Source organism: Nocardia sp. bgisy118 (assembly GCF_057708605.1).
Genome location: NZ_JBYISM010000003.1, coordinates 207,765 through 224,829, shown reverse-complemented (window position 1 = coordinate 224,829; position 17,065 = coordinate 207,765). Strand labels below are relative to the sequence as shown.

The 17,065-nt window shown below is 71.5% G+C and carries 1 protein-coding gene; it reads right to left on the bottom strand.

Features of this window, described 5'->3' with window-relative positions; genetic code table 11:
- Positions 1-49 precede the first annotated feature (49 nt).
- The gene (locus tag AC3EO7_RS05175) at positions 50-16,849 is read right to left on the bottom strand and encodes an amino acid adenylation domain-containing protein (RefSeq protein WP_435590568.1); all 16,800 of its coding nucleotides are present in this window, start codon (positions 16,847-16,849) and stop codon (positions 50-52) included.
- Positions 16,850-17,065 lie beyond the last annotated feature (216 nt).

Sequence of the window (17,065 nt, the reverse complement as noted above, 5' to 3'; positions counted from 1 at the left end):
CTTGTGTAGTCGTCGGACCAGGGGTCTTTGTTACCTTGCCGTTTCCTCATCATGCCCGACCAGCCGAATTGTGATCCTCACCGGGCCCGGGGAGCCGTGACGAAAGTCTCGGTCCGATCTCCGCGAGCGCCTCCGGCGAGGTCATCTGATCGTGCGTGGCCTGAATCGGGTGATCGGCGACGACGCCGTCGACGAACGGTTGCCACTTGTTCGCCGAGGTCTCCGGGTCGATGCCGTGCACCAGGTTCTCGCCGAGGATCCGCGCGCTGAAGTACTCCAGCCTGCCCCGGAACACGCCGGGCCGGTGCCTGGCGATCAGTTCCGATGAGCGCACCGCGCTGCGATAGATGCGGCGCAGCCGTTCCGGCGTCAGCACGGCCAGCTCCGGCGGGATGGTCGCGTGCAGCGCGGCGAGCGAAGCGTCGCTGAGATCGTGCACATCGCCGTCGCCGAGCAGATCGTCGGCGCCGATGCCGATCTCGGCGAGCGCACCGCGCAGCGCCGTGCGGAAATCCGCGACGCCGATGTCGTGGTGGCTGTCCAGCATGGCGAGCAACGCGACCCGCTCCCCCGCCGCCTGCAGCCGGACCGCGACCGCGTGCGCCAGGATGCCGCCGAGCGACCAGCCGAGCAGGTGGTACGGACCCTGCGGCTGGACCGAGCGGATCTCGGCCAGGCAGCGCGCTGCCATCGCGTCCAGCGACTCGGGCAGGTAGTCCTCCTCGGAGAGCGCGGGCGACTGGAGTCCGATGATCGGACGCGACCGGTCGACGTGCGGCACCAGACCCGCGTAGCTCCACGACAATCCGGCCATCGGATAGAAGCAGAACAGCGGCTCGGCCGCGCCCGTGCCGCGGATCGGCAGCAGCGGGCCGAGTGCGGCGGCCGAATCGGCCGCGTAGTCGACGCCGTTCTCCTGCGCGGTGCTGATCTTGGCGGCCAGCGCGGCGACGGTGGAGTCGGTGAAGAACCACTGCACCCGCACCTCGGCGTCGGTGAGCGCGCGCAGCCTGCCGACCACGCGGGTCGCGACGAGCGAGTTGCCGCCGAGATCGAAGAAATCGTCGTCGGCGCCGACGGTGTCCACGCCGAGCACCTCCGCGAAGACCGCGGCGACGGCCTGCTCCATCGGCGTCACCGGGGCGCGGTAGTCGCGCGACGCGAGCTCGGGCTCGGGCAGCGCCCTGCGGTCCAGCTTGCCGCTCGCGTTGAGCGGCATCGCCGTGAGCGGCACGATCGCCGACGGGACCATGTACGCGGGCAGCGCGGCGCGCGCGTGCGCGAGCAGGTCGTCGACGTCCACCGCGGAGCCGGGCACCGGAACCACGTAGGCCACCAGCCGGTCGCCCGCGGCCTGCCGCACCAGCGACACCGCGACGTGGCGCACCTCGTCGTGATCGGCGAGCACGGCCTCGATCTCGCCGAGCTCGACGCGCTGGCCGCGCAGCTTGACCTGGAAGTCGGTGCGGCCCAGGTATTCCAGCGCCGCGCCGTCGCCCTCGGCCCGCCAGCGCACCACGTCACCGGTGCGGTACAGCCGCCCGCCGTCCTCGTGCGCGACGAAACGTTCCGCGGTGAGCGCGGGGGCGCCGTGATAGCCGCGGGCCAATTGCACGCCCGCGACGTACAGTTCGCCCGCCGCGCCGAACGGCACCGGGCGCAGCTGGCGGTCGAGCACCAGCACCTCGGTGTTGGCCACCGGCGTGCCGATCGGCACCGCGGAACCGTGGTCGACCCGGCCGGGGTGCGCGGTGACGACCGTCGCCTCGGCGGGGCCGTACCAGTTCACCAGCTCGGCCGAGGGCAGCGCGGCGGCGAAGGCCTCGGCCGTTTCCGCCGAGAGCGCCTCACCGGCCGCGAACACGCGCCGCAGCGCCGGGTACTCGGTGTGCTCGTCCGGGCCGTCGAGGAAGGCGTCGAGCATGGACGGCACGAAATGCACCGTGCTGACGCTGTATTCGACCATGGCGCGCGCCAGGTAGGCCGGGTCGCGATGACCGTCCGGCTCGGCGATCAGCACGGTGGCACCGGTCTGCAAGGGCCAGAACAACTCCCATGTCGAGATGTCGAAGGTGATCGGCGTCTTGTGCAGCACCACGTCGGAGCCGTCGTGCGGATAGGTCCGCTGGGCCCAGCGGAACTGGTTGGCCATCTGCCGGTGCGTGATCGCCACGCCCTTCGGACGGCCGGTCGAACCGGAGGTGTAGATGACATAGGCGACGTTGTCGGCCCGCACGTCCGCCTCGGCGATCGCGCCTGCGGGCGTGGAGAACTCCAGCGTGTCGACCGCGACCACCGGAACGCCGGTGGCCGTGCCGAATCCGGTCCGCGCCGTGGTCAATACGCACACCGGTGCGGCTCCTGCGAGCACGTACTCGCTGCGCTCGACCGGATGGTCCGGATCGACCGGCACGTACGCGCCGCCCGCGCGCAGCACGGCGTAGATCGCGACGACCAGGTCCACGCTGCGCCGCATCGCCACGGCCACCAGCGATTCCGGGCCGACGCCGCGCGCGGCCAGCTCCCGCGCGAGCCGCCGCGACCTGGCGTCGAGCTCGGCGTAGCTCAGCCGGGCGTTGCCGGAGATCAGCGCCGTCGCGTGCGGTGTGCGCGCGACCTGGGCGTCGAACAGCGAGAGCAGCGTCGAATCGTCCAGCAGCTCGGGCACTTCGGTGGCGTTGTGCGCGGCGAGCGCGCTGCGCTCCTTGGCCAGCAGCGCGTCGATCTCACCGATCCTGGCGCGCGGCTCGGCGACGAACGCGCCGATCAGCATGGCCAGCCGGTCGGCGAGCGTCCGCGCCGCGGCCTCGTCGAACAGATCGCGCAGGTACTTGATCTCGACGTGCAACTGCTCGCCGAGCGCCACGATGACCGACACCGGGTAGTGCGTGCCGTCGGCGACGTGCACACCGCTGACGCTCATGCCGTCGATCGCGCTGGCGCGCCGCAGTCCCTCCCGGTCCACCGGGTAGGACTCGAACACCACCAGCGAGTCGAACAGCCCGTCCACCCCGATGGCGTCCTGGATTTCGCTCAGGCCCAAGTAGTGGTAGTCCAGCAGCGCGGCCTGCTCGCCCTGCAACGTGCGCAGCAGCTCGGCCACCGTCTGCGAAGCGCCGAGGCGCACCCGCACCGGAATGGCGTTGAGGAAGAGACCGACCATGGTCTCCACGCCGTCCAACTCGGCGGGCCTGCCGGACACGGTCGCGCCGAAGACCACGTCGTCGCGGTCGGTGACGCGTCCGATGAGCAGCGCCCACGCGGCCTGCACCACCGTGTTCACCGTGACGCCCGCGCGGGCCGCGGCACCGGTCAGCGCCGCGGTCTGATCGGGCGAGAAGACGAAGTCGACCTCGCCGATGCCCGCGGAGATCTCGCGGTTGGCCGCACCGGCCAGCGGCGTCGGCTCGGTGATGCCGGCCAGCGCCGCGCGCCACGCCTGCCGCGCCGCATCCGGATCCTGCGCGACCAGCCACTCCAGGTAGTCGCGGTAGGGCCGGATCTTCGGCAGATGGCGGGAGCGAACGCCGAGCGCGTAGACGGTCAGCAGCTCGCGCATCAGCAGCGGCACCGACCAGCCGTCCAGCAGGATGTGGTGGCTGGTCACGATCAGGTGGAACCGATCGATGGCCGTGCGCAGCAGCGTGAAGCGCAGCAGCGGCGCGGTCCGCATGTCGAAATGCTGCGCCATGTCGGCGGCCTTGATTCGCTCGGCCTCGCTCGCGGCGACGGCCGGATCGAGGTGGTCGAGCGCGATCTGGCGCCACGGCACCACGACCGAATCCGGCACCACCTGCACCGCGCGGCCGTCGCCGGTGTCGGCGAAGGCGACCCGCAGGTTCGCGTGCCGATCCAGCAGCGCCTGGGCCGCGGCGTGCAACCGCGCCGCGTCCACCGTGCCGTCCAGATCCAGCACGAACTGCAGCATGTACGCGTCGATCGAAGCGTCGGCGAGCTGCGCGTGGAAGAGCATGCCCGACTGCAGCGGCGTCATCGGCCAGACGTCGCCCAGTTCCGGGTACGCACCGCCGAATCGGTCCAGATCGGACTGGGTGAGCCGCACCAGCGGGAAGTCCGACGGCGTGTATCCGCCCGCGCCGGGACGGAGGGCGTGTTCGGCGAGACCGCCGAGGGCCCGGACCCAATGCTCGGCAAAGGTTTTCACGTCGTCGGCGCCGCACGCGGCGGCGGCGAAGTCGAACCTGGCCCGCAGCCCCTCACGGGTGGTCTCCACCACGATGTCGAGCAGCAGGTCCTCGGCGGCGGCGTCGGTGTGCATCTTCGCCGGGCGCAGGTCGCGGTAGCGCAGCCGGATCAGGCCCGCTCCCGGCAGTTCCGCCGCGCCGTTCAGGTAGCGCAGCAGGCCGTAGCCGACGCCGCCGGAAGGCACCGCGCGGCGCAGCTCCTTGACCCGGCCGAGCGCGGCGCCCGCGGCGGGGCCACCGACCAGCGCGTCGGCGATATCGACGCCCGAGAGCCGAAGCGGCAGCGGGTAGTCGGTGGTGAAACCGCCGACCAGATCCGAATGCGCTCGGTCGCGCGCGTCCGCGGTGAGCCGGACCACCGAGCCCGCCGCACGCGCGAAGTTCTCCTTCTCGGCCGTGTGCAGGGCGATGGCCAGCGCGGTGAGCAGCACCTCCTCGACGGTGGCGTGGTAGGCCTGCGCCATCGTCGTCACCGCGGCAGCGCCTTCGGAGGTGATGGTGAGCGACACCCGCGAACGGATCGAAAGATCCGCTCCCGCAGGGGGTTCCGTGATCACGTCGGCCAATGCCCGCTGCCACCAGGCCAGCTCGGCCACGGTCGCCGGCGCCTCGGCCCTTGCGGCCAGTGCGCGCAGCACCGTGCCGAGACCTGATTCGGTCGCGTCGGGCGCGGCGTGGCGGTGTCGCGACCAGCCCGCGGTGAGCTGATCGATGACCGTGCGCCACGAGAGGTCGTCCACCACGAGGCCGTTGGCGACGACGACCAGCTGCGCGGCCGTGTCGGGACCCATGCGGACGAACCGGATGTTGCGGCCCTGCGTCGGGTCCAGCGCCGCGGCGGCGGCCTGCACCACGTCGTCGAGCGGGACGGCGGCGTCCTCCAGCAGATAGAACGGCTGGTCGGTCGGCATCGGCGCGGCGGGCAGGTCGAAGGCCGCGGGGACTCCGTCGGCCGCCGGGCGCAGCCGCACCCACAGCATCGGGTTCTGTTGCAGCACCGCGTCGATCGCGGCGCGCACCATCGGCACCGGGCGGTCGGCGGGCACGTCGAGCACGATCGCGCGCACCTCGACGCCGTCGGGCCTGGCCGCGAGCAGTCGAGCGGCCTCCGGCGTGAGCGGCAGCTCGCCGGTCTGCTCCTCCGCGGCCGTCGCCGCCGAGGTGGCGATCGCGGCGAGCGCCGCCACCGTGCGCGCCTCGAAGACGTGGCGCGGGGTGAACAGCACGCCCTTGGCGCGTGCCCTGGCCACCACCTGGATGGACACGATGCTGTCGCCGCCGAGGGCGAAGAAGTCGTCGTCCGCGCCGACGCGCTCGATGCCGAGCACCTCGCCGATGACCGAGGCGACGACCTCTTCCTGCGCCGTGCGCGGCGCGCGGTATTCGCGGGTCGGCAGCACCGGCTCGGGCAGCGCCGACCGGTCCACCTTGCCGACCGAGGTGAGCGGCAGCTCGTCGAGCACGACGACGGCAGCGGGCACCATGTACTCCGGCAGCTGCTGCCCGAGTTGCGCGACAAGCGCGTCGGCGTCGACCCGCGCGCCCTTCACCGGCACCACGTAGGAGACGAGAGTCATTGCCCGCCCGCCGGATTCGCGGCCGACCGTGATCGCGAAGTCGACGCCGGGCTGCGCGGTGAGCGCGGCGTCGATCTCGCCGAGCTCGATGCGGAAGCCGCGCACCTTCACCTGGAAGTCGGTGCGGCCCCGGTATTCCAGTTCGCCCTCGGCGTTCCAGACCACCAGGTCGCCCGTGCGGTACATGCGCGCACCCGGCTCGCCGGAGGCCGCCGCGGCGATCGGGTCGGCGACGAAGCGGTCGGCGGTGAGACCGGGCCGCGCGAAGTAGCCGCGCGCCAACTGCGCACCGGCCAGGTACAACTCGCCGGGCACGCCGACCGGGACGGGACGCAGCATGGCGTCCAGCACGTAGACACGGCTGTTCCACTGCGGCACGCCGATCGGGACGGAACCCGAGTCGGCATCGGTGACCGGATGGTTGGTGATCGACACCGCCGCCTCGGTCGGACCGTACAGGTTGAACAGCTCGGTGCCGCCCGCGCGGACCCGCTGGGCCAGCGCGGCGGGCAGCGCCTCGCCGATCGCGAGCACCCGGCGCAGCGATTCGGGAAGCCGCCCTTCGGATTCGGTGAGCAGCGCGTCCAGCATCGACGGAACCACGTGCAACGTCGTCACACCCGTCGAACGCATCAACCCGTTCAGGTACGCCGGATCCCGATGACCATCGGCGGTCGCCACCACCAGCCGGCCACCGCTGACCGCCGCCGACCAGAACTCCCACACCGACAGGTCGAACGTCGCCGCCGTCTTCAACAGCACCACGTTCTCACTGTCGAGACCGAACTCGTCCGACTTCCACAACAACTGGTTCACGATCGCACCGTGCGGCACCGCCACACCCTTGGGCTGACCCGTCGAACCCGACGTGAAGATCACATACGCCGTATTCGCCGCAGTCAGAACACCATTGCGCTCACTTGCCGCGATCGGCGCGGGCGAGTAGGCGGTCAAGTCGAGCGCTCCGAGCGACACCGTCTCCGCCGCGGCGCTGACGAAGCCGTCGGCCGCGGTGGTCAGCATGCAGCGCGGCGCCGCGGTGTTCAGGATGTAGTCCACCCGCTCGGCGGGCTGATCCGGGTCGATCGGCACATACGCCGCACCGGCCTTGGCCACCGCGTACATCGCGATCACCAGATCCGCCGAACGACGAATCGCCAACGCCACCCGATCCTCCGGACGCACACCACGCCCGATCAGGTACCGCGCCAACCGGTTCACCCGAGCATCCAGCTCGGCGTAGGTCAGCTCGAGCAGTCCTGCGGCGGTGTCGGCGACGAGCGCGGGCGCCTGCGGCCAACCGGCCACGCTGGCGTCGAGCAGCGACACCAGGGTCGCCCTGGTGTCCACCGGGCGCGCGGTGTCGTTCCAGGACCGCAGGATTCGCTCGTTCTCCTCGTCGGAGAGCAGATCGATCTCGCCCACCGACACGGCGGCGTCGGCGATCACGGCGTCGAGCACGCGCTCGAAGCGGTCCGCGAAGCCACGCACCGTGTCCTCGTCGAACAGGTCGGTGGCGTAGCTGAAGTCGGCCACCAGCTCGGCGGGGGCGCCGTCGGGGGCGTAGCGGTCGGTCACCGTCAGCTGCAGATCGGTCTTGGCGAGACTGGCGTCGAAATCCACCGCGCCGACCGTCAATCCGGGCAGCTCGAAGGTGGTTTCGGCGAGGTTCTGGAACGACAGGCCGATCTGGAACAGCGGGTTGCGCGCCGTCGACCGCACCGGGTTGAGCACCTCGACGAGGCGCTCGAACGGAACGTCCGCGTTGGCGAACGCCTCCAGGTCGCGTTCGCGCACCTCGGTGAGCAGGTCGGCGAAGCGCTCGCCGGGGCGCACCCTGGTGCGGAACACCACAGTGTTGACGAACATGCCGATCAGGTCGTCGAGTTCGCGCTCGCCGCGACCCGCGAGCGGGGTGCCGACGGCGATGTCATCGGTGCCGGACAGCCGCGCGAGCAGCACCGCGAGCGCCGCGTGCACCACCATGAACAGCGAGGCGTGATTGGCCCGCGCCAGCTCCTGCAGCGCGGCGTGCCGGTCCGCCGAGATCACGGTGCGCAACGCGGCGCCGCGGAAGGACTGCACCGGGGGACGCGGACGGTCGGCGGGCAGCTCCAGCTGGTCGGGCAGCCCGGCCAGCGCCGCGCGCCAGTAGGAGATCTGCTGGGCGGCAATGGATTCCGGATCGTCCTCGGAACCGAGCACCGCGTCGTGCCACAGCGCGTAATCGGCGTACTGCACAGGCAGCGGCGCGAACACCGGGACAGCGCCCGCGGCTCGGGCCGCGTACGCCGTCATGACGTCGCGGGCCAGCGGGTTCATCGAGGCGCCGTCGGCCGCGACGTGGTGCACCACGATCGCGAGCACGTGCTCGGTGGGCGCCAGCCGGAACAACGTCACGGCGAACGGGACCTCGGCCGTCACGTCGAAGGTGGTCAGCGCGAAATCGACCACCGCGGACTGCAACTCGCCCGCGGCGATGTCGACCGGGACCAGTTCGGCGGGTAGCTCGGACGCGGGATGGATCAGCTGGCGGGGCGCCTCGTCCGATCCCGGGTAGGTGGTGCGCAGCACCTCGTGCCTGGCGACCACGTCGCCGATCGCCTGGCCCAGCGCGTCGACGTCGAGCGCGCCGATGAGCCGCACCGCGAGCGGGATGTTGTCGACAGCGGACGCGGCGGTGTCGAACTGGTTGAGGAACCAGTAGCGCCGTTGCGCGGGCGAGAGCGGAATGATCCCCGGTCGCGGACCGGCGACCAGCGCGGGCCGCGCCGGGGCCGCCGTGTTCTGCGCCAACCGCGCGGCGAGGCCCGCCACGGTGGAGGCGTTGAACAGCTCGCGCACCTCGAGACGACCGCCGAGCGCGCTGCCGAGGCGAGCCATCACCTGGGTGGCGATCAGCGAATTGCCGCCGAGGGCGAAGAAGTCGTCGTCCGCGCCGATCGGCTCCTCGGAACCGAGTGCCTCACCGAACAATTCGGCGATGAGCTGCTCGAGCGGGCCGCTGGGCGCGCGGAATTCCCTGACCTGCAACTGCGGTGCGGGCAGCGCGCGCCGGTCCAGCTTGCCCGCCGGGGTCAGCGGGATCTCGTCGAGCACGGTGATCGCCGTCGGCACCATGTGGCGCGGCAGCGTCTCCTCGGCGAACGCGGTCAGCGACGCGACGTCCACCCGCGCGCCGGGAGCGGCGTGCACGTAGGAGGCGAGAATCGTGGTGCCGCTGTCGAGTTCGTGACCGACGGTCACCGCGAAGTCCACGCTCTCGTGCGCCGCGAGCACGGCGTCGATCTCGCCGAGCTCGATACGGAAGCCACGCACCTTGACCTGGAAGTCGTTGCGGCCCAGGTACTCCAGGTCACCCTTCGGAGTCCAACGCACCAGGTCGCCGGTGCGGTACATCCGCGCGCCGTCGGCGGTGAACGGGTCGGCGACGAAGCGGCCCGCCGTCAGGCCGGACTGCGCGCCGTAACCGCGTGCCAGCTGCGCGCCGGAGACGTACAGCTCACCGGCCACCCCGGTCGGCACGGGACGCATCCGCTCGTCGAGCACATACGCGGCGACGCCGCGGATCGGCGCGCCGATGGTCACCGGCAGGTCCGGCGTCATCGACTTCGTCACGTTGGTCATGACCGTGGCCTCGGTCGGACCGTAGGCGTTGAAGAACTGCCGCATGCCGTGGCCGACCGGAATCACCCAGCGCCGCACCAACTCCGGCGGGCATGCCTCGCCACCGGTGATGAGCACGCGCAGTTCGTCCAGACCAGTCGCGTCCATGGACGCGAGGGCCGCGGGCGTCACGAAGGCGTGCGTCACCCGCTCGCGCCGCAACAGCTCCGCCAGACCCGCGCCGCCGTAGACGTCCGGCGCGGCGACGACCATCGTCGCGGCGCCGCCCACCGCGAGCAGCAGTTCGAGCACCGAGGCGTCGAAGGACGGGGACGCGAAGTGCAGCGTCCGCGAACCGGGGGTCACCCGATAACGTTCCCGCTGTTCATCGCAGAAGCCCGAGAGACCGGCGTGGGTGACGACGACGCCCTTCGGGGTGCCGGTCGAGCCGGAGGTGTAGATGACGTAGGCAGGGTGCGCGGGCCGCAGCGGCCGCACCCGGTCCGCGTCGGTGATCGGCTTGGCCGAGTACACCGCGAGCCCGCTGACGAACTCGATGTCGTCGAGCAGCAGCCATTCGACGAGATCGGGCAGCGCGCGCTGGGCGTCGGAGACCGTCAGGCCGAGCACCGCGCCCGAGTCCTTGACCATGTGGCCGATGCGTTCGGCCGGGTAGTTGGTGTCCACCGGCACGAACGCGGCGCCGGTCTTGGCCACCGCCCAGACCGCGAGCACCGATTCCACGGAACGCGGAATGCCGACGGCCACCACGTCGTCCGGGCCGATGCCGCGGTCGATGAGCAGCCGCGCCAGCAGCGTCGAGCGCAGATCCAGTTCGGCGTAACCGAGCTGGCCGTACCGCTCGGCGGCGTCGGCCACCACGACCGCGACGCCGTTCGGGTTGGTCTGCACGGCGTTGCGCAGCAGCTGCGGCAGCGTGATGTCACGCGAGACCGGAATGCGGTTGGGGCGCAGCCGGTCCCGCTCGGCGGGCTCGAGCAGGTCGATCGCGCCGACGCGCTGCTGCGGGTCGTCCGCGACCGCGCTGGCCACCATCGCGAGGCGGCGCGCGAACGAGCGCACGGTCGCCTCGTCGAAGATGTCGGTGGCGTAGGTGAAGACGGCCGCGAGCTCGGCTGGCGAACCGTCCTCGCGGTGGCGCGGTTCGACGTTCAACAGCAGGTCGAACTTCGCCGCGATGGACTCCGAGTCCAGCACGCCGACGGTCAGACCGGGCAGCTCCAGCGTCGGGCGCTCCAGGTTCTGGAAGGCCAGAACCGCTTGGAACAGTGGATTGTTCGCGCTGCCGCGGCCGGGCGCGACGGTCTCGACGACGCGCTCGAACGGGATGTCCGCGTTGGCGAACGCCGTCAGGTCCGTCTCCCGCGCCGCGTGGACCAGCTCGGCGAAGGTGGCGTCGGGATCGACGGTCGTGCGCAGCGTCAGTGTGTTGACGAACATGCCGACCAGGTCGTCGAGCGCGCGCTCGCCGCGGCCCGCGATGGGGGTGCCGATGGCGACGTCGGAGTCGCCGGTGAGGCGCGCGAGCAGCACGGCGAGCACCGCGTGCAGCACCATGAACAGCGACGAGTTCTGTTCCCGCGCAAGGCGAGCGAGCTCGCCGTGTACCTCGGCGGGCAGCCGGAAGCCGACCGAAGCGCCGCGCATCGACGGCACGGGCGGGTGCGGCCGGTCCTGCGGCAGCGCCGCGGCGCCGGTGAGGCCCGCGAGCTGTTCGGTCCAGTACGCCAGCTGGCGCGCGGCGACCGAATCCGCGTCGTCCACCACGCCGACGACCTCGCGCTGCCACAGCGCGTAGTCGGCGTACTGCACGGTCAGCGGCGCCCAGCCCGGCGCCTCGCCCTCGGTGCGAGCGATGTAGGCGGTCATGAGGTCGCGGGCCAGCGGCGCCAGCGAGGCGCCGTCGGCGGCGATGTGGTGGGCCACGAGGACGAGCAGGTGCTTGTCCGGGACGCCGCCGTTGAGCAGCGCGATCCGTACCGGAGGCTGTTCGGTGACGTCGAAGCCACCCGACATCAGTTCCACGACCCGGCCCATGATGTCGGCAGGCTGCTCCACGGCGAGCCCGCCGGGCAGCGCGTCCGCGACGGTCAGGATCTCCTGGTACGGCAGCTCGCCGACGGCCACCGCCGGGTAGCGGGTGCGCAGCGCCTCGTGCCGCTCCAGCACGTCGAGCACGGCCTGCTGGAGCGCGGCCACGTCGAGCCTGCCCGCCAGCTGAATGGCGAACGGGATGTTGTAGGCGGCCGAATCCGGATCGATCTGATTGAGCACCCAGATGCGCTGCTGAGCCAGCGAGAGCGGCACCAGCTCCGGGCGGACGGCGGGCACCAGCGGCGGCCTCGCGTCACCGGACTCGCCAGGCACGACGCGCGCGGCGAGCGCGGCGACGGTCGGGGCCTCGAAGATCTCGCGGACCTCGATGTTCGAGTCGAGCGCCGCGTTCAGCCTGGCCACCACCCTGGTGGCGAGCAGCGAGTTGCCGCCGAGGGCGAAGAAGTCGTCGTCCAGGCCGACCTCGCTCGCGCCGAGCAGCGCCGCGAACACCTCGGCGACCGTCTGCTCGATGGGCGTGCTCGGCGCGCGGAACTCCGCGCCGCCGCCGAACACGGGCGCGGGCAGCGCCTTGCGGTCCAGCTTGCCGCTGGGGTTCAGCGGGAAGGCGTCCAGCACCACCAGGGCCGCGGGCACCATGTAGCCGGGCAGCACCGCCGCGAGTTCCTTGCGCACGGCCTCGGTCTCGAGCGACGAATCCGGTTCGGGGACGACGTAACCCACCAGCTGATCACCGGCGTGCGCGTCCGAGCGCAACACCACCACCGACTGCGCGACACCGGGCTGCGCCAACAGCGCCGCCTCGATCTCGCCCAGCTCGATGCGCAGACCACGCAACTTCACCTGGAAGTCGGTGCGGCCCAAGTACTCCAGCTCACCGGCGGAGGGCCCACCCGTCGCCCGGCCACCGCCCCCCATCGAATCGCTTCGCGATGCAGGCAGCCATTTGACCAGGTCACCGGTGCGGTACATCCGAGAACCGGCCGAGCCGTAGGGATTCGCCACGAAACGGTCGGAGGTCAGGTCACTGCGGCTCAGGTAGCCCAGCGCCAGCTGATCGCCCGCGAGATATAGCTCACCCGCGATACCGGGTGCGACCGGATGCAGCCGCGAATCCAGCACGTAGAGCTGGGTGTTCCACACCGGGCGCCCGATCGGCACCGACACCTCGTCGGCGTCGACGACCTCGTGGTAGGTGACGTCGACCGCGGCCTCGGTCGGACCGTAGAGGTTGTGCAGACGCGCACCGGTCAGCTCGCGCAACCGGTGCGCCGTCGGCGCGGGCAACGCCTCGCCCGAGGCGAACACCTGACGCAACGCGGGCGCCGCGGCGCCGTCGCCGAGCGTCGAGACGAACACCGACAGCATCGACGGTACGAAATGCGCCGTGGTGACGTTCTGTTCGGCCATCACCGTGGCCAGGTACACCGGGTCGCGATGGCCGTCCGGCTTCGCCACGACCAACCGCGCGCCGACCTGCAACGGCCAGAAGAACTCCCACACCGACACGTCGAACGTCGCGGGCGTCTTCTGCAACACCACGTCGTCCGCGCCGAGCGGGTACTCGTGCTGCATCCACAGCAGGCGGTTCACGATCGCGCCGTGCGTGACGGCAACGCCCTTGGGGCGGCCGGTGGAGCCCGACGTGAAGATCACGTAGGCCGTGTCGCCCGGCCGAATCGGCCGCGCCCGTTCGAAATCCGAGATCGGCGCCGACTCGAACCCGCTCAGGTCGAGCGTGTCCACCGCGAGCACGGGCGCGGCGGCCGTGGCGAAATCGTCGCGCTCGGTGGTGAGCACGAGCGCGGGCCTGGCCGTTTCCAGGACGTAGTCCACCCGCTCGGCGGGCTGGTCCGGGTCGAGAGGAACGTAGCCCGCGCCCGCCTCCAGCACCGCGTACATCGCGACGACCAACTCGGTCGAACGCCGGATCGCCAGCGCCACCAGCGAACCGGGGCCGACCCCGTCGGCGAGCAGCCGCCGGGCCAGGCTGTGCACCCGCGCGCCGAACTCCGCGTAGGTCAGCCGTTCGTCCTCGTACACCAGCGCCGTCGCGTACGACGTCGCGGCGCGCTGGCGCTCGAACAGCGAGACCAGCGTGGCGGCGGGCACCGGGTGCGCGGTGTCGTTCCAGCCGGTGAGCACCGCGGCGCGCTCGTCGGCGGTGAGCAGATCGATGTCGCCGATCACGGCGGTGGGCTCGCCCGCGATCGCGGCCAGGATCAGCCCGAAGCGGTCGGCGAATCCGCGGATCGTCGCCGCGTCGAAAAGGTCGGTGGCGTAGGTGATCTCGGCCGAGATACCCGCGGGCGCGCCGCTGGGATCCAGCTGCTCCGCCAACGCCAGTTGCAGGTCGAACTTGGCCAGCGGCACCGTCATGTCCACGCCGGACACCGCCAAGCCCGGCAGCTCCAGCTCCGTGCGCGCCAAGTTCTGGAAGGTCAGCATCACCTGGAACAGAGGATGACGCGCCGCCGAACGCACCGGATCGAGCAGCTCGACCAGTCGCTCGAACGGCAGGTCGGCGTGGCCGAAGGCGGCCAGGTCGCCGTGGCGGACCGCGTCGAGCAGCTGATCGACGGTGGCGGCCGGGTCGACGTCGTTGCGCAGCACGAGCGTGTTGACGAACATGCCGATCAGATCGTCGAGCGCGGCGTCACCGCGGCCGGCGACCGGCGTGCCGATGGCGATGTCCCTGGTGCCCGACAGCCGGGCCAGCAGCACAGCCAACGCGGTGTGCACCACCATGAACAGCGTCGAATGCTGGCGCTTGGCCACCCCGCCGAGCGCGGCGTGCACCTCGGCGTCGATCTCGAAGCGCAGCACGTCGCCGCGGTACGAGGCGACCGAGGGGCGCGGGCGGTCGGCGGGCAGCTCCAATTGTTCGGGCAGCCCGGCCAATTCCGCGCGCCAGAAGGCGACCTGCTGCGCGAGCACCGATTCCGGGTCGTCCTCGTCGCCGAGCACCTCACGCTGCCACAGCGTGAAATCGGCGTACTGCACGGCGAGCGGAGCCAGCTGCGGCGCGCGGCCTGCGGCGCGGTCCGCGTAGGCGGTCATCAGGTCGCGGGTCAGCGGGCCCATCGAGAAGCCGTCGCCCGCGATGTGGTGCACCACGCACACCAGCACGTGCTCGGTCTCGCTCACCGCGAGCAGGCGCAAGCGGATCGGCGCGGCCGCGGTCACGTCGAAGCCCTCGGTCACCGCGGCCGCGACCAGGCCGAACAGCTCCGCCTCGGTGGCGGGTTCGGCGACCAGTTCGGGCAGCGCGCGCGGGTCGTCGGCGGTCAGCACGAGCTGGTATCCGGCGCCGTCGAATTCGGGGTAGACGGTGCGCAGCACCTCGTGCCGCTGCACCAGATCCCGCACGGCCGCGCCGAGCGCGGTCACGTCGAGCGCGCCGGAAAGCCGCACGGCGACGGGAATGTTGTTGACCCCGCTCGCCGGATCGAAGCGGTTCAGGAACCACATGCGCTGCTGCGCGAACGACAGCGGAATCCGCTCCGGACGCGGCTGCGGCTCCAGGGCGCGGCCGAGCGCCGACCCCGCGTGCTGCTCCAGCTGCGCGGCCAGCCCGGCCACCGTGGAGCCGTCGAAGAGCAGCTGCATCGGCACCCGCGCACCGAGCGCCGTGCCGATCCGCGCGATGGCCTGCGCGGCGAGCAGCGAGTTGCCGCCCAGGTCGAAGAAGTCGTCGTCCGCGCCGACGCGGGCCTCCGGGTCGTCCGGCAGCAGCAGGGCCGCGAACACCTCGGCGACGATCTCCTCGGTCCTGGTCTCGGGCGCGCGGTACTCCTTGACCGCGAAGACCGGCTCCGGCAGGGCATTGCGATCCAGCTTGCCCACTGGCGTCAGCGGGATCTCGTCGAGCACCATGATCACCGCGGGCACCATGTAGGCGGGCAGCGACTGGCCGACGAACGCCGAGAGCGCGTCGGTGTCGACGGTCGCGCCGGGCCGCGGCAGCACGTACGACACCAGCGCGGTCGCGCCCGAGGGTAGCGACCGGCCGAGCGTCGCGGCGAAGTCGACGTCCGGGTGCGAGGTCAGCGCGTTGTCGATCTCGCCGAGCTCGATGCGCAGGCCGCGGATCTTCACCTGGAAGTCCGAGCGGCCGAGGTACTCGATGGTGCCGTCGATCTCGCTGCGGCGCACCAGGTCACCGGTGCGGTACAGCCGGGAGCCCAGCTGTCCGGTCTCCGCGCCGAACGGACTCGCGACGAAGCGTTCCGCGGTGAGACCGGGTCGGTTCAGGTAGCCCTGGGCCAGCGCGGGGCCGGACAGGTACAGCTCGCCGACGACGCCCGCCGGCACCGGACGCAGCCTGGTGTCCAGCACGAACGCGCCTACGCCAGGGATGGCCGAGCCGATGGTGATCGGCTCGTCGGGGTGCATCGGCGCGGTGCTGGTGGCGAGGATGGTGGCCTCGGTCGGGCCGTAGCCGTTGTAGAACTCGCGGGTCCCGTCGGCCCAGCGCGCGACCAGTTCCGGGCCGAACTTCTCGCCCGCGACCACCACGGCGCGTAGGTCGTCGAGTCCGGTGGCGTCGACCGATTCCAGCGCGCCCGGCGTGATCAGCATGTGCGTGACGGCTTCGCGGCGCAGCAGATCCGCGAGCTCGTACCCGCCGAACACCTTCGGCGGCGCGATCACCAGGGTCGCGCCCGCGGAGAAGGTCAGCAGCAGTTCCAGCACCGACACGTCGAAGTTCGGCGAGCAGACGTGCAGCACCCGTGAGTCGCCGTCGACCCCGTAGTGGTCGCGTTCGGCGGCCACCAGACCGGCGAGGCCGGTGTGGGTGACGACGACGCCCTTCGGCTTGCCGGTCGATCCGGAGGTGTAGATGACGTAAGCCGGGTGGTGCTCGTTCAGGGCGCGCACGCGGTCGGCGTAGGTGATCGGCCACTCTTCGCGGTTCAGGATGCGCTCGGCCACCACAGGGTCGTCCAGCTCGATCCAGTAGACGCCGGTGCCAAGGGCCCGCCGGTGCGCCGCGGTGGTCAGGCCGAGCACGGCTCCGGAGTCGGAGACGATGTGCGCGATCCGGTCCGGCGGATAGGCCGGATCCACCGGCACGTAGGCCGCGCCGGTCTTGGCGATCGCCCACACCGAGAGCACCGACGCGACGGACCGCGCGATGCCGATGGCCACCACGTCGCCGGGGCCGATGCCCCGATCGATCAGTTCCCTTGCCAGCCGCGAGGAGTCCTCGTCCAGCTGACGGTAGGTCAGCTCGATGGCGGTCTCGGGGTCGTTGGCGGGGTCGAAGCGCACCGCCACCTCATCGGCCGCGGACTCCACCGCGGCAGTGAGGAGCTGCCCGAAGAGTGGACTACCTGGCCTGCGGCGACGACTACCACGTGTAGAACGGCGGGTAGTTTCCATTCGAGCGTATTCACCTCTCGTCGAGCTATCACCGCACGACCGAACGCAGATCAGTCCCCCGCCCCACTGAACTGCCATGGGTCGGCGCGGTCCGAGCAATCACATCAGTGTAGGCGGGCAGCCGCAACAGGCCGACCGGTCTGATCGACTCGGTTATGAACCCAATCGCGGACGCCGCGCCGCGGCGTTACATTCCCGCAGAGGCTACCGCCAGCC